The sequence below is a fragment of the Chordicoccus furentiruminis genome (assembly GCF_019355395.1).
Taxonomy (GTDB): Bacteria; Bacillota; Clostridia; order Lachnospirales; family Lachnospiraceae; genus Chordicoccus; species Chordicoccus furentiruminis.
The window spans coordinates 2,816,710-2,835,303 of record NZ_CP048829.1; the positions used below are offsets into that span (position 1 = coordinate 2,816,710).

Annotated in this window: 17 protein-coding genes and 2 pseudogenes; 10 read left to right on the forward strand and 9 right to left on the reverse strand. The window is 49.5% G+C overall.

Annotated elements, in window-relative coordinates; all coding sequences use genetic code 11:
* Nucleotides 1-4 precede the first annotated feature (4 nt).
* From G4C92_RS15130 to G4C92_RS12835, 4 genes and pseudogenes are all read left to right on the forward strand, one after another.
* Nucleotides 5-1,001 (forward strand): annotated as a pseudogene (locus tag G4C92_RS15130) (aldo/keto reductase).
* Nucleotides 1,002-1,039: 38 nt separating this feature from the next.
* A complete protein-coding gene (locus G4C92_RS12825) occupies nucleotides 1,040-2,647 on the forward strand; it encodes a glucosyltransferase domain-containing protein (RefSeq protein ID WP_274940224.1) in 1,608 nt (535 codons plus the stop codon).
* A gap of 249 nt (nucleotides 2,648-2,896) precedes the next feature.
* Complete coding sequence (locus G4C92_RS12830; RefSeq protein ID WP_274940225.1) at nucleotides 2,897-3,949, forward strand: IS30 family transposase; 1,053 nt, start codon at nucleotides 2,897-2,899, stop codon at nucleotides 3,947-3,949.
* Between the two features lie 150 nt (nucleotides 3,950-4,099).
* Nucleotides 4,100-4,831, forward strand: a pseudogene (locus tag G4C92_RS12835) (transposase); the annotation flags it as partial.
* 39 nt (nucleotides 4,832-4,870) lie between these two features.
* Here the strand turns inward: G4C92_RS12835 and G4C92_RS12840 are convergent.
* Entirely contained in the window at nucleotides 4,871-6,355 is a 1,485-nt protein-coding gene (locus G4C92_RS12840) for a transposase (RefSeq protein WP_274940226.1), read from the reverse strand.
* A gap of 211 nt (nucleotides 6,356-6,566) precedes the next feature.
* On the opposite strand from G4C92_RS12840, the gene G4C92_RS12845 reads away from it, so the two are divergent.
* Both G4C92_RS12845 and G4C92_RS12850 read left to right on the forward strand, forming a co-directional pair.
* The gene (locus G4C92_RS12845) at nucleotides 6,567-7,559 is read left to right on the forward strand and encodes a DUF3427 domain-containing protein (RefSeq protein ID WP_274940227.1); all 993 of its coding nucleotides are present in this window, start codon (nucleotides 6,567-6,569) and stop codon (nucleotides 7,557-7,559) included.
* Between the two features lie 74 nt (nucleotides 7,560-7,633).
* Nucleotides 7,634-8,044 carry a (deoxy)nucleoside triphosphate pyrophosphohydrolase gene (locus tag G4C92_RS12850; protein ID WP_274940228.1) on the forward strand — a complete coding sequence of 137 codons (411 nt, stop codon included), beginning with the start codon at nucleotides 7,634-7,636 and terminating at the stop codon, nucleotides 8,042-8,044.
* Between the two features lie 847 nt (nucleotides 8,045-8,891).
* Here G4C92_RS12850 and ygiD read toward each other — a convergent pair.
* Nucleotides 8,892-9,680: a 4,5-DOPA-extradiol-dioxygenase gene (gene ygiD / locus G4C92_RS12855; protein ID WP_274940229.1), complete on the reverse strand. Its 789-nt coding sequence runs from the start codon at nucleotides 9,678-9,680 to the stop codon at nucleotides 8,892-8,894.
* A 177-nt stretch (nucleotides 9,681-9,857) separates the two neighbouring features.
* Here ygiD and G4C92_RS12860 point away from each other — a divergent pair, with 177 nt between their 5' ends.
* Complete coding sequence (locus tag G4C92_RS12860; protein WP_274940230.1) at nucleotides 9,858-10,217, forward strand: winged helix-turn-helix transcriptional regulator; 360 nt, start codon at nucleotides 9,858-9,860, stop codon at nucleotides 10,215-10,217.
* Nucleotides 10,218-10,219: 2 nt separating this feature from the next.
* Nucleotides 10,220-10,861, forward strand: a complete 642-nt coding sequence (locus tag G4C92_RS12865) for a DNA-3-methyladenine glycosylase I (protein WP_334299949.1) — start codon at nucleotides 10,220-10,222, stop codon at nucleotides 10,859-10,861.
* 141 nt (nucleotides 10,862-11,002) lie between these two features.
* Here G4C92_RS12865 and G4C92_RS12870 read toward each other — a convergent pair whose 3' ends face one another.
* The 3 genes from G4C92_RS12870 to G4C92_RS12880 form a co-directional block, all read right to left on the reverse strand.
* The gene (locus tag G4C92_RS12870) at nucleotides 11,003-12,337 is read right to left on the reverse strand and encodes an MATE family efflux transporter (RefSeq protein WP_274940232.1); all 1,335 of its coding nucleotides are present in this window, start codon (nucleotides 12,335-12,337) and stop codon (nucleotides 11,003-11,005) included.
* 208 nt (nucleotides 12,338-12,545) lie between these two features.
* Complete coding sequence (locus tag G4C92_RS12875) at nucleotides 12,546-13,661, reverse strand: tyrosine-type recombinase/integrase (RefSeq protein ID WP_274940233.1); 1,116 nt, start codon at nucleotides 13,659-13,661, stop codon at nucleotides 12,546-12,548.
* Between the two features lie 116 nt (nucleotides 13,662-13,777).
* Nucleotides 13,778-14,251 (reverse strand): helix-turn-helix domain-containing protein, encoded by a 474-nt coding sequence (locus tag G4C92_RS12880; protein WP_274940234.1) that lies wholly within the window; start codon nucleotides 14,249-14,251, stop codon nucleotides 13,778-13,780.
* Nucleotides 14,252-14,439: 188 nt separating this feature from the next.
* On the opposite strand from G4C92_RS12880, the gene G4C92_RS12885 reads away from it, so the two are divergent.
* A complete protein-coding gene (locus tag G4C92_RS12885) occupies nucleotides 14,440-14,703 on the forward strand; it encodes a hypothetical protein (RefSeq protein WP_274940235.1) in 264 nt (87 codons plus the stop codon).
* A gap of 264 nt (nucleotides 14,704-14,967) precedes the next feature.
* Here the strand turns inward: G4C92_RS12885 and G4C92_RS12890 are convergent, their stop codons facing one another.
* From G4C92_RS12890 to G4C92_RS12905, 4 genes are all read right to left on the reverse strand, one after another.
* Nucleotides 14,968-15,285, reverse strand: a complete 318-nt coding sequence (locus G4C92_RS12890; protein WP_274940236.1) for a hypothetical protein — start codon at nucleotides 15,283-15,285, stop codon at nucleotides 14,968-14,970.
* Between the two features lie 167 nt (nucleotides 15,286-15,452).
* Complete coding sequence (locus G4C92_RS12895) at nucleotides 15,453-16,694, reverse strand: AAA family ATPase (protein WP_274940237.1); 1,242 nt, start codon at nucleotides 16,692-16,694, stop codon at nucleotides 15,453-15,455.
* A complete protein-coding gene (locus G4C92_RS12900; protein WP_274940238.1) occupies nucleotides 16,660-17,202 on the reverse strand; it encodes a CHC2 zinc finger domain-containing protein in 543 nt (180 codons plus the stop codon). The genes G4C92_RS12895 and G4C92_RS12900 overlap by 35 nt, the downstream gene beginning before the upstream one ends.
* The gene (locus G4C92_RS12905; protein ID WP_274940239.1) at nucleotides 17,199-17,396 is read right to left on the reverse strand and encodes a polyprenyl synthetase solanesyl diphosphate synthase; all 198 of its coding nucleotides are present in this window, start codon (nucleotides 17,394-17,396) and stop codon (nucleotides 17,199-17,201) included. Before G4C92_RS12905 ends, G4C92_RS12900 begins: the two co-directional genes overlap by 4 nt.
* A 250-nt stretch (nucleotides 17,397-17,646) precedes the next feature.
* Here G4C92_RS12905 and G4C92_RS12910 point away from each other — a divergent pair, with 250 nt between their 5' ends.
* The gene (locus tag G4C92_RS12910; protein ID WP_274940240.1) at nucleotides 17,647-18,147 is read left to right on the forward strand and encodes a helix-turn-helix domain-containing protein; all 501 of its coding nucleotides are present in this window, start codon (nucleotides 17,647-17,649) and stop codon (nucleotides 18,145-18,147) included.
* Nucleotides 18,148-18,594: the final 447 nt, after the last annotated feature.

Here is an 18,594-nt window from a genome sequence, read left to right on the forward strand (position 1 = left end):
GTATATGGGAGAGCTTTATATCGCAAGCGACAAACGATATGACCATATGAAGTATAATCACGTCGGAAAATCTGGGCTGAAGTTTCCGGCGGTTTCACTGGGGTTCTAGCACAATTTCGGAAATAACGGATTTTACGACAATATGAAGGCAATCTGCAGAATCGCTTTTAATAACGGTATTACACAGTTTGATCTTGCAAACAATTACGGGCCGGAATATGGCAGAGCCGAAATCAATGCAGGACATATTCTGGAGGAGGATTTCAAGCCGTACCGGGACGAACTTGTCATTACAACAAAGGCCTGATATGATATGTGGCCGGGACCTTGTGGAAACTGGGGCAGCAGAAAGTATTTGATGGCCAGCATTGATCAGTCACTGAAGAGGCTCGGCCTGGAGTATGTCGATATCTTTTATCATCACCGGATGGATCCGGAAACTCCGCTGGAAGAGACTATGGAAGCGCTGGCACAAATTGTTCAGAGCGGAAAAGCGCTCTATGTCGGCATTTCCAATTATGATAAGGAGCACACGAACAGGCGGTTCGCATCATGAAAGAGCTGCACTGTCCGCTGATTGTGAATCAACGCAGATATTCTATTTTCGACCGGACAATCGAAAAGGACGGTGAAAAAAATACTGCAGGGAGGCCGGTATGGGTATTATTGCCTTCAGCCCGCTTGCGCAGGGACTCCTGACAGATAAGTATCTTCATGGCATTCCGGATGACAGCAGGATTGCAAGAGATCCAAGATATATAAACAAAAGTGTGCTGACCGAGAAGAAGCTTTCGCAGATTACTGTGCTTAACAAGATAGCGCAGAAACGTGGACAGACACTGGCGGAGATGGCGCTTTCCTGGATACTTCGGGATGGGGATGTGTGTTCCGTTCTGATTGGGGCATCAAGGCCGTCACAGATTCTGGATAATATCAAGGCTGTTAACCGTACGGATTTTACAGAAGAAGAGCTTCAGGAGATCGACCGAATTTCAAGATGACGCAAGAGATCGGTATTTATCGTAGGGAGGACTTACTCATGGAAAAAGGCAGTCGTTCAGAACATAAAAAAACCGTACCACAATCTTTGTCGGGCTTAAGCAGTATTCTTAAGAAAAATTATAAAGAACTACTTTTTTTGACGATAGCCGCATTTCTTTTATATTCCGTCATGATTGTTAATGAGCTTACAAATACATATGATGGAATGTGGAGGGGAGATTACGGGTATGTCGGGGCATGGGAGCTTTCCATAGGAAGATGGTTCTGGCTTTATCTGGATAAATTCCGGCTGGGTTTGGGCGCAGAACCGGCATTAAGTCTCTTATCTTTAGCAAGCCTGACGTTTGCAGATGTAATTGCGGCAGACTTACTTCAGATTAAAAAAGGGTTTTTCAGATACATATTTGAAGGTCTGATGCTGGCGAACACAGCGGTCAGTATATATCTATCCTATCGGTTTATGGTGCCGACGTTCACCTTTTCGTTTCTGTTCAGTATCTTGTCTGCATGGTTTTTACAATCTGTATTTAAAGAACGGGAGCATAAAGCGCTTAATATATTCCTGAGCATTCTATTTCTTATGCTTTCTCTGGGATTATATCAGGCAAATCTGGGCTGCCTTTTTGTGATCCTTTCATTGCTGGTAATACAAAGTGTCTGGCATCAGAAGGAAATACTTTTCAAACAGAGGGTCAAACATCTTTTTGGGGGACTGCTTCTGATTGGAATTTCCTGTATATTCTATGCGGCAGTATGGGATGTCCATCTGAAACTTATGCACGTAGAAAAGAGTTCTTACCATGGTGCTTCCGGAGTAAGCATTTTTACGATTCTAAGCGGATTGCCAAAAACAATAAAAGAGGCCTATTTGTCTTTTTTTCAGTATTTCTTTCCGGGGCAGTTAAATAATATATACCAGAAATACTATCTGCCTGCATTGCTGCTGGGAATCCTGGCCTTTCTGGCAGTTATCAGCACAGTATGCCAGAAAAAGGCCGTGTTGGATAAAGCACTTGCGGTTATCTGCATTGCCCTGCTTCCGTTGTTTGCTAATGTGTGCCTGCTTCTTGCGCCGGAGTCCGGCGGTGTTCAGCTGCAGATGACGATGCCCATGGCAATGGTGATACCAGGTTTAATGGGTATTCTTTTTTCCTGCAATTCAGCAGAAAGAAGATGTTTTAGAGGCGCAAAAACTTTCGTGACCTGCGCCATTATTGTTTTACTGTTTGGCAATGTTATGATGGTTTCGGTGGATCAGCATGAGATGCTGCAGACAAAAAACACAAGTATAGCGCTGATGAATCGGATTATGACAAATATGGAAGGAACAGTTTCTTCTTTAAATCCGGAGACACAGTATGTCTTTGCCGGGGTACCGACAGAAAATTCCCTTTATAAGAAAGACGTTTTATGGGACAGATCTAATTCTTATGCGCATTACGGAGAATTTTGGACAGGCGGAAATTGTGTTACGCAGAGTTATGCGGGTTATTTAAGGGACTGCGGCTTCAATGTTCCTTTGCTTGGGGATGATGTGAAATATCATGAAATTCTGGATTCTGAAGAGGTTCAGAATATGCCTGCCTATCCATCCGAGGGATATGCAAAGATGGTAGATGGATATCTGGTGATAAAGATTTCATGAGAAGGTCAGTGCTTGGGAAAGCGGACAGGAGGTCTTGATGACGAGACTTCAGATCATGGGATAAACAGAATGAAGATTATGGTGAGCACCTGTCTGACAGGAGAAAATGTAAATAGTGGATGCTCAATAAATAAAATTTCCGCCGATTGTAAAATGAAGTTGGACATCTGAATAAAATAAAGATCCATGGCAGGATCTTTGGTAGAATGTAAGTCACCACAACCAACTTTCTACAGGAGAATCGCCACCATGGACCACTCTCATTCTACCATAGCTTCCCATATAAAAGGCAAACATCTTTCGTATGAGGAACGAGTTCTTATTCAGATTCGTCTTAAAGACCACTACTCCATCCGGGCAATTGCCCGTGAGATCGGCTGCTCACCGAGCACTGTCGCGAATGAAATAGCACGTGGCTCAGTTGCCTTGTATAACGGCCACGTGACCCGTTATAAAGCGTCTGCTGGTCAGAAAGCCTATGAGGACAACCGGAAGAACAGTTGCCGGCATTATGACTTCCTGAGCAGATCAGCTTTTCTGGAATATGTGTTCAAACACTTTACAGAAGATAGCTGGTCATTGGACGCCTGTGCTGGACGCGCTGTTCTCGATGGTGAATTTACCAGAGAGCAGATCGTCTGCACAAAAACGCTTTACCGTTATGTTGATCTTGGCCTCTTTGGAATCCGGAACCATAGCCTTCCTGAAAAGCTGAAGCGTAAGTCCAGGAAACATAGATCTCGGATCAACAAGAAAAAGCTGGGCCGCAGCATTGAGGAACGTCCCAGAGAAATCGAATCCCGTGAGGAATTCGGGCACTGGGAATGTGACCTCGTATTGGGCGCCAAGACCCGGGATGACCGGGTCCTGCTCACTCTTGCTGAACGCAAAAGCCGTGAGTTCCTGATGCTTCCTATTGCAGACAAGACATCAGCGTGTGTCATGAAGGCAATCAAACAGCTTCAGGAGGCTTACAGCGAACACTTCGGCGAAGTGTTCAAAACGATCACGACCGATAACGGTTCGGAATTCGCCGACCTTTCAGAACTTGAGAAGATGGCTGATACACTTGTCTACTATGCCCATCCCTACACATCCTGCGATAAGGGAACCGTAGAGCGGCATAACGGCCTGATCAGAAGGTTCATACCAAAGGGTAAGCGGATTGATGACTTTACCGGTCAGCAGATCTCCGATGTGGAGACCTGGTGTAACTGTCTCCCGAGGAAGATCCTGGGTTACAGAACCCCGGATGAAATCTTCGAGGAGGAAATCGACCGAATCTACCAGGCTACTGCCTAGCAGAGGGTGTCCAACTTGTTATTGCAATTTACGTAAATAAAATTTCTTTGCACAAAGCGATAATCTGAAAGGTATGAAATAATAATTGCAAAGATATTCGTAGATTGGTCCGATTTCCTTGCACTTTTGATATATCTGAGGCTGTGTGGCATGTATAAATCTCTTTCAGAGCACCAGATTTCGATTTTTGATTTTAATCAGAGTTGTGGAACACCGCTGGATCAAAACAATGAATGGGTCAGACTTGCAGATGCCATTGACTGGGCCAGCCTTGAAAAAATGTATTCTTCCCTTTTCCCTTCTTCAAGAGGACGCAGGGCTTTTTCACTGCGCATTGCTCTGGGAGCTCTGATCATTCAGAAGCGCAAAGGATTTTCCGACCGGGAGCTGGTGAAAGAAGTCGCGGAGAACCCCTATTACCAGTACTTTCTTGGTATGGAGCAGTTTTCAGACACTTGCCCGTTCAAAGCGACTGTTCTTGTGTATTTCCGCCGCAGAATGGACACTCGTTTTCTAATGATGGCGAATGAAAAGTATCTCCTTACGGAAGCCCCCACACCGGAGCATGCTGGTGATAAGCCGGCGGAATCCGCTGACGGAGAGAATGCAGGGACGTTTATTCTGGACGCCACATGCTCCCCCTCCAACATCAAATATCCCCAGGATTTCGTGCTTCTCAATGATGCAAGAGAGAAACTGGAGGAGATGATCAATTATTTCCATCATCAGTATCATCCGTGGAAGAAGCCAAGGACTTATCGGATAAGCGCCCGAAAAGAATACCTTGCTATGGCAAAAGCTAAAAAGCGTCCGACGAAAAAACTTCGGAGCCTGATCCGCAGACAGCTTGGCTGTCTGAATCGTGACCTCCGGTATCTAGACACAATCATTTAGGTTTTTACCGATATGTTGCCGGATTCCTTATGAATCCGTTACCGTGATCTTCGGTTCAAAGTCAAGCTGCTTCAGCATCTGGAGATCCCGTTTTCTGGCGTTTTTGAGATTCCAGTTGCTGCCCCGCCGTTCCATTTTCATGCATCTTGCCATCAGCAGAATATCATGGACGGAAATGGCGTTGTTGTCGAGTTTCTTTACCGCAGCGATCATTTTTTGATGGATCTGCCCAGTGATAAGCATCAGGAACGCGAAGCCCTGTTCTTTATAGTAGTCCGAAATCATAAGGTCATTGAAGTCTGCCTTGTTCTTCATGTATTGGTAAAGCGTTTCGATGCCCCAGCGCTTTTTATACCTGCTGAACACTTCTTCTGGGGATTTGGCGCAGTTGCTCTGCAGGACGTACACACCGAATGTTTCCTTGCTTTGCTCAAACTTCTCCCGCGTATATCCGGAACGCCCGAGTCCCATGCAGTGGTGGTAGTTATAACGGCACTTTTCGTTTTCATCGATGTCACGGAAGACATAAACATAGGTGTTATCCGATATCCTCCGGGACATATATTCGATCCTGGCATGCTTCTTGCCGGATCGGAAGTAGAAACTGTCTGTATATTGGATGTCTTTCATGGCATTCCGGAAGATATCTGTATTGGAAGGAACCGGAATGATGTAAGTGTTGTCGTTCGCCGAAAGAATCTTCAGGTTTTTAGCGCTATAGAACCCCCGGTCCACGACAAACAGGATCCCGGAGAACGCAAGCAGGTCGGTGATGTCTTCCATCGTGGATTTATCGTTGCATGCCCCGCGATCCATACGTGCAAAAAGCGGCGCACCTGTGTTGATATCGTATCCCATGAGAAGGTTTACCTGGTCTTCTTTAAGGCTGTTGAATTTATACCCTGCTTCTCCCAGATCATGATCGTCAGAGCAGCATCGGATGGCATGGCCATCAATGGCAACCGCGGAAGAAGAATTCAGGATTGCTGCGTTTTCATAGTTAACGACCCTCGTTGTACGGCGGCCGAGATCATCAAGCAGGTTTCCCAGAGCAGTTTTCCCCATTTTGAAAGGGAGAGACGCATATTCCTGCGACAGCCAGCTCTGTTCGTAATAAGCCTGTACCTGGTCAAGATGGACAAACCCGTTTGCATACAGGATGCAGGCATACGCAAAGATCTGGGAAGCACGGTCTTGCGAGAAGCAGCTTTCCAATGCAGCGCGGATACCCCTGGCGACTTCACCGATCAGGGCATACTGTCCGTACTCAAGAACGGTGATCTCATCCCGGGCCTCATCGCCGGTGTAAAGCTGGTAGTTCCTGTTCGGAATAAAACCGGTGCCCGGAATAATGGTGCCAATGCTTTTTCCGGTCTTCTTGCCCCATCTTCCACTGGGAAGGCGCAGGGACTGGTACATATATACGTAATAATGTCCGCTAATGAGCTTGATCTCAGTACAAGGGCCGGGTCGGTACTGCCTGATCTCCTCAGGAATTCTTGTTTCAGCCATGGTATCACTCCTTGCTCATATCGGTAATATCTCTAAGGCTATGATGCCATAAACAGGTTGAAATAGTAACTGAAAAATGCCGATTTTACCTGACTTTATGCAGGTCTAAAGGCGCTCAGTTCACCCGCAAAAGATCTCGTATCGGTAGATCATATCGGTAAATACATCAATGATTGTGCTTAGAAATAAGCTAGGACGCATCCCGAAGCTGATGGATTTTGATCGATATGGCGAAATGGATATTCTCCATATCTTTGAAAAGTGCGGATCATACTATCATTTTCTTGTGCGATATGAGAAAGAGTATAATGAAAGACTGCCAGAACGTGAAGCTGAAGTGATCGAATTCATATCGGGCAAGCTGGCGGACGGAAAAAGGCCGGAGGAACTGATCCTTCTTAAAAACGCGCTGGAAGAACCGGATCATCTCTTTCAAAAGGATTTGTGTCTTAGAGGCAGCAGTTCCTCGGAGAATAATGCATTGCTGAGGGAAAGTGTCATCAGTGTTCTGACCAACACGTTTCCGACTGAAGTCGGACGGAAGAAATATGCTGACTGCATACTGATAGAGCCAAATGGTGAGGGGGACTATCGCCTCACACCAGATTTTGTGAAAATGCTTCAGAACACTCGATTCCGCGCGATCCTTGAGGAACTGCTCGATTTCGGAATTAACAGAAATAAGCGTGACTATGCCGCCCGGTATAAGAATACCGATCTGGTACTGTACCAGAAATATACGTATGAGGATGTCTGCCATCTTCTTAACTGGAAGCGTAATGAAGTGCCGCTTAATATCGGCGGATACAAGTATGATGCCAGGACCAGGACGTTTCCTGTGTTCGTCAACTATGTGAAGGATGAAAATGTAGCGGCTACGCAGCGGTATGAGGATCAGTTCACAGCTCCGGAACACCTGACGGCAATCTCAAAGTCAGGCCGCACCGTTGAATCTGAGGATCTTCAGAACTTTCTTCATTGTGAAGAGCGGAATATTGCGGTGCATCTGTTCGTGCGGAAAAACAAGGATGATAAGATTTCCAAGGAATTTTATTATCTCGGACAGATGTTTCCGGATCAGAAGATGGAGCCGGAGGAATTTGTTCTTCCGGGTACGAGCAAGACGGCCGTCCGGATGTACTGGCGTCTTGACCGGCCGGTTCGGGAGGACCTCTACGAGTACATCACGGAGGAAACGATTTGAATCGTTTTACGGCTTCGCTTTGAGCGGCCTGTTTGGGTTCAGAGCATTTTCGACTATATGAAAGAGGAATGAGGATGGAAGTCAAACATGTGGTTTGCGCCGTCATTCTGGATGGCGGCAGGATTTTCGCAACACAGCGCGGATACGGTGAATTCAAAGATGGCTGGGAATTCCCGGGAGGCAAGATCGAAGTGGGCGAATCCGCGGAGCAGGCAATTGTTCGTGAAATCCGGGAGGAACTGGATACGGTGGTTGAGCCGATCCGCCTGCTGGATACAGTTGAAAAGGATTACCCGTCCTTTCATCTGTCCATGCAGTGCTTTTTGTGCCGGGTGAAAAGCGGCCATCTGAAACTGCTGGAGCATGAAGCGGCACGGTGGCTTGACAAGCAGCATCTCTATAATGTTGCGTGGCTGCCGGCGGATCTGGATCTGGTGCGAAGCAAGGTGGCGGGGCTGCTGACGGATTCGGGCGAAGTCAGGTAAAGCCGGCATGAAGGACACTTTATTTGCAAATGCAACCTGATCACAATCAGATCTCGCTGAACGTCACAAAGGACTGGTGCTTCCAGAAGAAAAGACTGAAACGCGGAGATCCGAGAGTCAGAGGAAACGACCCGGGGCGACGCCTTCAGGATAAGTCCGGGCTGCCTTTGCTGAAGAGGAGGATAACGAAAGATGAGCGACACTATGATGCCGGATAAGATGAACTGGGATGACATACGCGCGCTGTATCGGAAGGCAAGGCAGTGTTTTTACAGTTCCAAGAAAAGCTTTTCACAATAGAAGCGCGATCAGGACGAAGGCTGGTTCTATCTTTGGAGGGCCTATCATTATGCTGCGGCGGCAGGCGAACAGGACGCCGATCATCTTGTGTACGCCAGAATTCTTGCGATGATGGATCATGAGATGATGTGCAGTCTTTCCTGCAGGATCTGCTGAGCGGGAATCCGTACGGCGCGTATCGAAAGATACGAGATGAATACAGTCAGTCTGATCTGATTTGGATGAAATTCACCTCATCCGGTCATCTGGGAGCAGTCGGAGCGGGTGACAGCCTTCATTTTGACGAAGAGGATCCGTCTTCTGAGATGATAAGAGTCTGCGGTCAGGATTGGGATCGCTCCTTTGTTCTGGTTTTTCCCGTACGAAGAACAGGCGGAATGCCTCTATTGAGAAGGAAGGATCGCGATGCCGTCGAAATGGCGGTTCGCTGCTATCTGATATCAGAAGACGTGCCTGTTCTTGACTGCTGCGCGTATAGAGGGAGCTGATGTTAAGGGCGGGATTCCCGGATGCCAGCGAAGGCACTGACATCCGGGGAAGCATCCCGTCACTTCCAAAGGTAAGAGGTCATGGACATCGAGCCCAGTTCCCTGTATTCGTTCCAGACGGTGACCGTATCGGTATTGGAAACGGCTCCGAGCGCCACAAGCAGCGGATCGTAGTGCTCCGCGGTCGGGACGGACTGACGGAAGCCGTGAATGGATTGATACTCAAGCGGAACAGAGATGCGGCCGTCCGTGACGGCGTCCCGGATGGTGCGGTCAAATGCATCCGCCCACTCATAGCCGCCGGACATGCTCCAGTCCACAAGCCGGAGGTTATGAACGACATTGCCGCTTGCGAGGATCATGGCGCCTTCACGGCGCAACGGCTGCAGTCGTTTCCCGATCTCGAAAAGCGTCTTTGGAGAGGCGTTGATATTGGTGCTGATCATGACGACCGGAACATCCGCTTCCGGATACATATTGGAGAGAATGCTCCAGATGCCGTGATCGATTCCCCAGGCATGATCCTCTCTCGCCGCATCGCCGAGGAGCTCCAATGCTTTGCGGGCGAGTTCCGGCGATCCTGCAGGCGCGTACTTCACTTCGTACAGTTCTTTCGGAAACCCGTACATATCAAAGATCTGGCGATTGCTTTCGGCTGCGCTGACCAGCGTCTCCCGTGCTGCCCAGTGTGCGGATACGGCGAGGATGACAGAGGGCTTTCCGAGCTGTTTTCCCATATCCGACCATCCGGCTCGGGCGCGGCTGTCTTCAATCGCATTCATTGGCGAGCCGTGTCCGACGAAAAGGACCGGTGCCTGCGTTTCTTTGCTTCTGCTGTATGCTTCCATTTTTCTTTCCTCCGTATGAGACTTTACTGTCAGGTTCAGATGTGATGAAATGATTGTAGCGGAGCCGGTATCACTTGTGAATCAGGCACATTTTTTATATATTGTTCCATATAATGAAGCAGCTTTACTTTCTGAAGTATATCGGAGGGCACCCGATTCGAAGGGAGGAGAAAACGAATGGAGGGACAGACGATACCGGTTTACGATGCGGTATGTCTTCGGAGCATACGCCGCGTGACGGAGATTTTCAGCGGTAAGTGGTCTTTTCTGGTGCTGGAACAGCTTCATATCGGCACGATGCGGTTCAGCGAACTGTCCCGCGCGCTCGGAGCCAGCACCAAATCGCTTACGGATACGCTGCGTCATCTTGAGGTGAACGGCATCATTCAGCGAACGGTCCGCCCGACCGTTCCGGTGACGGTGGAGTATTCTTTGACCGATAAAGGCCGAAGCTTTGACAAGGTCCTTCTTGCGATGAAGGAATGGGAGAACGCGAACGAATCTGGTATGATCGAAAAAAGGAGCGGGAGCAGATGACCATACAGTGGCCGGACGGGAAAACGCGCTGCAGCTGGTGCAGCCCGAAAAATGAGAGGTATATCCGGTATCACGATGAGGAGTGGGGAATCCCGGTTCATGATGACCGTCGGCTGTTTGAAATGCTTCTCCTGGAGTCGTTTCAGGCCGGCCTCTCATGGGAATGCGTGCTGAACAAGCGTGAGGCATTCCGGAGGGCCTTCGATGACTTCGATCCGGAAAAGGTCAGCCGGTACAGTGAAGAAAAAATGGAATCGCTCCGGAATGACCCGGCCATCATCCGGAACAGGCTGAAAATCCGTGCGGCCGTGAAAAATGCGGCGCTTTTTCGGGATATTCAACGGGAATACGGGAGCTTTGACCGCTATCTCTGGGGATGGACGAACGGGACGGTGATCCGTGAGTGCAGCCGGACAAGCTCGCCGCTGTCGGACGCGGTCTCCGATGATCTCAAAAAACGCGGCATGCAGTTTGTCGGAAGCACGATCATCTACTCATATCTTCAGGCAGTCGGGGTGATTTTCTCACATGAGGAAGAATGCTTCCTCTGTCAGGAGGAAAAAGCCAAACGGAGAAAGGTACCTGAGGCCGCAGGCGCAGAAGCTGACCGGCGCTGCCGGGCGGGAGCGCTTCACAGGAGCTGATGCATGAACGGATGGAGGCATGAGAGCATCCGGAGCATGCTTGGAAAAGGGGAAAGAGATTCGGTCCATGTTGTCATCCGGAAGAGGGAATAACCGCTGACGATCCGGGAACATATTCCATCACGGAAGCTGGAAGCGAGGTCAGGAACAGACAGTCCTTTTTTGATGAAAATACAGTCCGTACCCCGCTGCGTCCGCGAGAAACCATCCGATTGGAACGGACAACCAGATCCCGACCTCGCCGACAGAAGGCGCAAGGAGGTAGGCAAGGGCGACCCGCGTCCCGAGTGAGATGACCGTCAGCAGAAGCGACAGACCCGGACGGTTCATCGCCCTGTAGTAGCCGTAGAGAAGGAACAGGCATCCGATCCCGATATAAAAGGCGCCTTCGATATGAAGGTAGCGGACGCCGCATGCGATCACGTCCGTCTCATCCGCGCGAATGAAGATCCGCATGAGCGGTTCGGCAAACATTTGAATCAGCAGGGAGAGAACGATCGAGAAGGCGGCGGCGATTCCGGTCGCTGCACGGAATCCGGACCGGACACGGTCTTTTCTGCCGGCTCCGTGGTTCTGGGCGATGAAGATGGAGAAGGCGTTGCCGAAGTCCTGAACAGGCAGGTAGGCGAAAGCGTCGATTTTGACCGCCGCCGCGAAGGCAGCCATGGTGACGGCTCCGAATCCGTCGACCAGCCGCTGTACGAGAAGAATACCGAAATTCATGCATGACTGCTGCGCGCAGGTCAGCACGGACAGATCCAGAATCTCCTTCAGGATATCCGGGGCAAACTTCAGGTCTTGACGGCCGGGGAGGATGTCCCGGTATTTTCTGATGCAGCAGATCAGGATCCCGATGCCTGCTTCGTACTGCGCGATGACGGTGGCGGCAGCCGCGCCGGTGATGCCCCATCGGAAACCCATCACAAAGAGCAGATCAAGGATGATGTTCAGAACAGCCGAGCTCCCCAGAAACCACAGAGGCGTGACCGAGTTTCCGACAGCCCGCATCAGGCATGCGACGAAATTATACAGAGACGTGGCGGTCAGTCCGGTAAAGATGATGACGAGATAGACCCGCATGGAACCGAGAATTTCGCGGGGAACATCCAGAAAGACAAGAATCGGATCAAGAAAAAGGCAGACGGCGGCGTTCAGCGCGAGCGTGATCACCAGAATCAGGAGAAAGGCGTGCCAGACGGCGGTCTTCAGCGCGCGGCGGTCGTTTTTACCGAAGCAGATGGAGAACAGAACGCCGGATCCCATGGACAGACCGATAAAAACGGAAGTCAGAAACGTCATGAGCGCATAGGCGGATCCGACCGCAGCCAGTGCCCGGCTCCCGATTGCCTTTCCCACAATCAGCGTGTCCGTGATATTGTACAGCTTCTGCAGGAGATCGCCGGCGATCATCGGAACCGCGAACAGGATCAGTTTTCTGCCGATACTTCCTTCTGTCAAATCAAGATCGTTTCGCATGCCGGGGTTCCTCTGAGCACGGCTCGGATGCTGCAGTGCGGAGCTATCCGGGGAAAATGCCACGCTTCTAATGACTAGGATACCGATAAGCCTCTATACTGAAAATAATCATTATCAAATAGTTGAGGTATATTCAGTTGTTATGCACTTAACCAAAAACAGCCAATTACTCGTATATATTGCGATATTTAACACTTGTCGTAGCACATCAGCTCGTTTTTATCGCAACGGCCTTCGCCGCCTCTACCTTTTTTTCAACCATGGCGTGCGTATAAAGATCGAGCGTGATACGCGTGTCACTGTGTCCTAGCAGTTCAGAAAGAATCTTAAAATCTCCGGGCCGTTGTTCAATGAAGCGCGTTGCGTAGGTGTCTCTGAAGGCGTGAGAAGTAAACGGATCGATTCCCGCCGCCTTGCAGATATTCCGTATGTGCTGGTTTATGTTGTTTTCGTGAATTGCGCCGCCTGTCACGGAACGGAAAAGAAGTCCCGACAAGTCTCCTTCGAATAGAAGGGCATTCGTTCCCTGCTGATTGTGAATGATTTCCGCGGCCTCATCGGTCAACGGAATATCCCGCGTGCCGGATTTGGTCTTCGTGCTTTGCCCCACGACCCGCGCACCAAAATGATTTTGCGTGAGGGTCCGCCGGATATGAATAAATCCATGAAGGCGGTCAATGTCGGCCGGATATAGCGCCGCTGCCTCGCCCAACCGCATTCCTGTATGAATCATCAGCTTAAACAGGTTCAAGAATGGATCATTCTTTTTTGATGCGGCTTCAAAGAATCGGCGCGTCTCTTCTTCTGTCAATGCCCGGTGCTTTGTCTTTGTCGCCGGCGGATCTGTGCGCCTCAGCGCTTTCAGCCCAATGCACGGACTTTTAATAATAGTGTCATCCAATACAGCGGCTCGAAAGACATGCCCCAGATGGCTTAGATACTGGTTAATTGTCTGAGGAGCTACCCCACGCGCAAGAAGAGATTCACGTACATGCTCAATGTCGCGGCGCGTAATGTCCGACATGCGAAGATCTCCAATCTTTTTTCCTCCGGCGACTTTCTCATTCGCCGTCGCCTTGAAACAATATGCTTCCGCGCGAAGCGTGTTTTCTTTTACTTCATGCCTTCTGGCAGCGGTAAAATCTTCGTAGTATTCAAACAGTGTCGGGTTATGACGCCTTCTCTGCCCTTCCTCAAGTACCTTCCTCCGATTTGCTTCCTTCTCGACGGCCTCGCGGGCGGTTTTCCCATAAACGGAATACCGTTTTCCGTCGAACGTGAACGTCCTTCTAATATAGCCATTGCTTTTCTTTCTCCTTGCCATCACAAGTCCCCCATTGTCATTATCTGACCTGCATTATTATGTTCGGCGCGGAAAAATATCCGCGCCGATACAACAATGCCGATACAACAATCATATCGATAGAACAACGGCCGCTTTCACGTTGTCGCACTGCCTGTCAAAAGTCGGCCGGCAGCGGGGCAGGGAAACAGCTCATCAACAGGTACATTGTAGTACCTTGCAAAAGCAATCTTCACTTCATCTCGTGGAACGCGCTGACCGCTTTCGTAGGCCCTCAGGGCGCACAGGCTTATATTCAACTCGCGTGCCGCTTCACACTCCGTCGCGGACCCTCTGAGGCGTCTCAGGCGCGGCCCTAAGGCCGTATCTTGCGCACAGGCAGCAGAGCCCGCCGCGGCAGCGGCGAACGCCCTTCCGCGCTCAAATCCAAGCGCATACACGGCAATCAGCGCATCCCATCCAGCATCCCCGCTGCCGCCTCTGACGGCCTCCATCGCGGCGCAAAGTTCGTAGGGCGTCAGGTCAAAAGTTTCGTGATCCTTGACAGCCTTCATATAGGCCAGTACAGCCCGATGTGCTCCGTTCTCTCTCTTGTAATCGTCCTTCATCATTGCAATGTACCTTCCTTTCCTGATCATATTATAACGTGTCTACACGTATCACGCTATTGGAAATGTGCCGAATGTGCGCACACATATTTGTCTACTATTATACGTGTACACACTTGCTTTAACGTGATATACTATTCATGATGAAAAAAGTATAGTCACGCACAGTAGAAGCATCAGGGGACCGCCTCATGAACGAAAAAAAGACAAACTATCGCGGAAACACGGAAGCTCGCAAGCGCGCCACAAACAAATACCACAAAGAGACAATTGAAACCATCGCGGTTCACGTTCCAAAGAGCGGACGTAACAAGGAATATTACAAATCTCAGGCAGTTGCATGGGGGATGTCTCTTAATCAGTTCGCCGTTTCCGCTCTCGACGAAAAGATTGCCCGAGGACCTTTAAGCGGCGATGCGGATCAGGACGAAACCCGCGGCGAAAAATCATCATAGCCGGAGGCGGCAGCGGCCGCCCTGGCATATATCACGCGGCGATCAGTCAAAGCATCAATCCGTTTTTCTCGTAGTTCATGGCTACGTCTTCAGCGTGGCTTGTCCTTGTCCTGCTGAACTTCCTAATGCCGCCGCTGACCGCGTGACCGTAGATATTTCCTCGCGCGCGCGAGCAGAGTTCCGAAGTTTCCCACCCCGCATCCCGTTCGCCCCAAAAGAAAAACGACGGAAATTTTGACGGGGGGATTTTTTGATCAATTCAGATCATTCCGTATCAACAAGGCAAGCGAAAGCAACATCTCGCGGAATTGGCATGATGCGGTACGCAATGGATTTGGATTGCACTCTATATTCCAGAAGGGCATAACCTTCTTTACCGCGGTCGTAGAGCAGGTAAGAACAGCCATCAACTTCATCACCTGTCGCAAAAGGGGACCTGCGAACAAAACACACGTACGTCTTAAAAGGCGCAGGACTCCACTTACAGCCGGACTGTTCAAGCCGTCTTAGCGTTGTTCCCGTGATGTGCGTGATTTCATCGATCTTTCTTTCCTGCATTATCGTTTGTCCTTTCTCTATCAAAGATCTTTCGGCCTTACTAGATCAGACCATAGTTGCTTGCTGTACCACCATGGCACAGTAAAGTTTTTCCTACAGTTGCAGGCTTTTTCGCTTGCTGTACCACTTATCGCGAATGCCCCAGAAGGTGCGGCGATAAGCGGTACAGCAAAGATCGGCAGGCAGAAGATTCAGCCGCCGCGGGCGGGTTCTTCCTTCAATGTCCAGAAATATTTCTTATCTTTTCCATACCCACTGCTTTTCACCTCGATTCTGCCTTCGCGCTCCAAATCGCATTTTACCCGCTTGAATGCGCTCTTAGATATTCCCGCTGCCAATGCCGCCTCTTCAACGTCTTTGTACGGCTTCGATTCTACGCTTTCCAGATAGTTAAGAATAAATTTCTTCGCAGTATCCCTTGCGGGTGCTTCTCGCCTTCTCTCTGAAGGCTTCGCACTCTCTAGCACATATTCACGATCTTTCTTGTCAGTGCGACCACACGTCTTAATGTGGCCGTTCTCCACACGAAATAAAAGTGTATCGGCCTTCGGAGCGTAGTTATTTTTTTCATTGGAGCAATAGCGGATGCCGTTCTCCCCAGTGTCGCCCACAATAAGCACGCTCCGCGCAAAATCCCACAAATCAGAGCTGTCAGAAATCCGGTTTCGGCCCCATGCATTTTGACGCTTGTTCGTGTGGAGTATAATAATAAATGCGGTTCCATACTTTTCGCCAAGGATAGGAAGCGGAGTCACGGCGTCCCGCATGGCGTTGCGCTGCGACATATTTACATCGGCCGGAATAAAACTCTGAAGCGGGTCGAAAATCACAAGACCTGGACGGTATTCATCAATCAGGCGCTCAAGCTCAGAAGAACCGAACGTGATTTTCTTAATGTCGCCGTCTCCGACGTCAAGACCGCGAATCTTGTCCAGATTCGCGCCGGCCTTTTCCAGACGATCCCGCAGAACATAGGACATGCTATCTTCGCTACTGAAAAATAGAACATCTTCCGGGTCGTGGTCATCGAACGGAACAGGACTCAGGGCGGGCGCGCGGCCGGTTGACACCGCTGCTGCTATATCGCACCATAGCGACGTTTTTCCAGTTCCACCATCGCCGGCCATTAAAGTAACCCCCATTCGCGGGACTATGTTCGGAATAAGCCACCGAATCGATTCCTTCTGGACTTCGGAAACCTTGCGCATCTGGACGGGCTTATGATCGCCAGCCCGCGCGCTTGCTATGTCTCTCTGGGCTTCCGCTATCCGAGTGCGGAACTGTTCGTAAACACCAAGACGTTCGGCCCTTGCGGAAAGATCCATAATCTTTCCGCTTCGGCCTTCCGCGCTTTGATCCCCAAAGATAGCGTCAATCACGGGATCTGACAGAATCTCATCAGATGTCAATTCGTCGGGTTTCATCAGATCCATGCCGATTCCCTCCTTCCGCCTCTTCAAGTTCAAGTCGGGCACAATCCGCAAAGTAGGCAGTCTGTTCGATCACCCTTCCTGCGGCGCACCATTCGCTGTTGAACGGCTCCGCTGTCTGCATGACCTTTCTATACCTGTCCAGCTTCTGACACACTGCAATATACTTCGAGCGGGCAGCGGTCAGCCTCGCCGCTGCCGCTGCCGCTCTTCGCCTTCGCCGCGCCGCCTGAATTATTTGCAGATCGGTCAGAGGCTTGTCCGGATCCGTCCCGCCTAGCATCCGGAATGCCTCCCGAAATCCGCACCCTTCCATTTTCTCAACGAAGGTGAAAGCATCCCCGCCGGCGTGGCAACCGAAGCAATAGAACGAATCGTTGTATACCTTGCACGACGGCGTGTGTTCGGAATGAAACGGGCAGAGCGCGAAGCCGTTCCGGTTAACCGCGATGCCGTACCTTGCGAACAGGTCGGACATCCGAACCGTTTCTTTTATTTCCTGGACCGTCATGCGGGCGTCTCCATATCGAGAGCGCGGTCAATCGCGGCGCGGTCAAATACAACTCTTCCGCCGATATGACGCGTAGCGTTACAGCTGTCGCAAAACTCCCGCGCGGCACGCAGCCCAACACCCAAATAACTAGCGGCCTCCTGCCTGGTCAGCATTCGCTTTTCCTGTCCCTTGATTTCTTTTCTTTTACGCATTTTTTCCCTCCAAAAATGAAATAGTCGTATCCTCTTACCGCATTATATCCCCGCACGCTACGCTTTACAAGACTATGAAGAAACATAAAGAATTCAATTCAATAAATTTACCGATATTCTTATTGAGCGCATTTGTGTGCTTCTATTTACAAATGCGCAAATGTAATGCTAATATTGCAAGTAAGAGTTCGCATAAACTCTATTAGATGATTGCAATGAGGCATTCGCTATATTTGCAAAGGGGGAAAAGATGGACTATTCAGCATTTCAGACAAACTTCAAAAGGTTGATCGGAAAGAAAACGCAAGAAGAGATGGCAGGCGCATTAGGTATCAACAAAGCAACCATTAGTAAAGTCATAAACGGAAAACAGGCACCAACGCTCGACATAGTTATTAAAATAGCCAACTACTTCGATTGCTCTGTCGATTCGCTTCTTGGGATCAGTCATCAATACACGTATAACGATTTCATGAATATGCTGAACTACCTCTATGAACAAAAGTGTATTGATTTTCCAGCGGACGAAGAAGCCTTTTCCGGGCGCGGCGTCTACATTACCAACAATAAGCGCCTGAAAGAGCTGATTTCAACATACAGCAGTGTCGTTAATGCCTTGCAGGGGAAAGACGACGGACTGACACAAACCCTCATAAGCGCATTTCTGATGAAAGAAGAAAAAGACGGTGATATTCCGATTGTCCAAGATCCTCCGGAAACAGAAGAACCGTTTGAACTTCCTTTTTCATAATCGACGACTTCCCGGAGGCATTCGGAAAAGTGGTACAGTAAGTCAAAAACCACGAAAATACGGGGAAAACTGCACTTTTTGAAAGTGGTACAGTAAGCAGAATTAAGTGGTATAGCAAGCACGATTATCTGGTTCGGAAATAGTGAAAGAAGAGCTTGCCGCCCACAACGCATTTAGCGCGTGAGGCGGCAAGCATGTGATTCAGGGTGGCCGTTACTTTGCAAACAGCAGTGGAACAACCCCCATCGGCGACATCTGAGAGCGCAGCTGGTTATGCACGGAAGCCGGAGAATACAACACAGAAATTATCACAGTTTGTAGCACATCTGCATGTGATAACCGATGAAAACGAATGAAGACGGATAAAACATTACATCACAAAGAACCCTTAACAAATCCCCAGAATAAGGCAAAAAATAACCGTCTGATGAAACCAGACGGTATAGG

Excerpts from the sequence above, each read along its gene's own strand:
- G4C92_RS12850 (WP_274940228.1), top strand. The coding sequence starts at position 7,634 with ATGGAAGTCAAACATGTGGTTTGCGCCGTCATTCTGGATGGCGGCAGG.
- G4C92_RS12825 (WP_274940224.1), top strand. The coding sequence starts at position 1,040 with ATGGAAAAAGGCAGTCGTTCAGAACATAAAAAAACCGTACCACAATCT.
- G4C92_RS12895 (WP_274940237.1), bottom strand. The coding sequence starts at position 16,694 with ATGGATCTGATGAAACCCGACGAATTGACATCTGATGAGATTCTGTCA.
- G4C92_RS12880 (WP_274940234.1), bottom strand. The coding sequence starts at position 14,251 with ATGATGAAGGACGATTACAAGAGAGAGAACGGAGCACATCGGGCTGTA.
- G4C92_RS12900 (WP_274940238.1), bottom strand. The coding sequence starts at position 17,202 with ATGACGGTCCAGGAAATAAAAGAAACGGTTCGGATGTCCGACCTGTTC.
- G4C92_RS12860 (WP_274940230.1), top strand. The coding sequence starts at position 9,858 with ATGGAGGGACAGACGATACCGGTTTACGATGCGGTATGTCTTCGGAGC.
- G4C92_RS12840 (WP_274940226.1), bottom strand. The coding sequence starts at position 6,355 with ATGGCTGAAACAAGAATTCCTGAGGAGATCAGGCAGTACCGACCCGGC.
- G4C92_RS12910 (WP_274940240.1), top strand. The coding sequence starts at position 17,647 with ATGGACTATTCAGCATTTCAGACAAACTTCAAAAGGTTGATCGGAAAG.
- G4C92_RS12885 (WP_274940235.1), top strand. The coding sequence starts at position 14,440 with ATGAACGAAAAAAAGACAAACTATCGCGGAAACACGGAAGCTCGCAAG.
- G4C92_RS12870 (WP_274940232.1), bottom strand. The coding sequence starts at position 12,337 with ATGCGAAACGATCTTGATTTGACAGAAGGAAGTATCGGCAGAAAACTG.
- G4C92_RS12830 (WP_274940225.1), top strand. The coding sequence starts at position 2,897 with ATGGACCACTCTCATTCTACCATAGCTTCCCATATAAAAGGCAAACAT.
- G4C92_RS12875 (WP_274940233.1), bottom strand. The coding sequence starts at position 13,661 with ATGGCAAGGAGAAAGAAAAGCAATGGCTATATTAGAAGGACGTTCACG.
- G4C92_RS12905 (WP_274940239.1), bottom strand. The coding sequence starts at position 17,396 with ATGCGTAAAAGAAAAGAAATCAAGGGACAGGAAAAGCGAATGCTGACC.
- ygiD (WP_274940229.1), bottom strand. The coding sequence starts at position 9,680 with ATGGAAGCATACAGCAGAAGCAAAGAAACGCAGGCACCGGTCCTTTTC.
- G4C92_RS12845 (WP_274940227.1), top strand. The coding sequence starts at position 6,567 with ATGGATTTTGATCGATATGGCGAAATGGATATTCTCCATATCTTTGAA.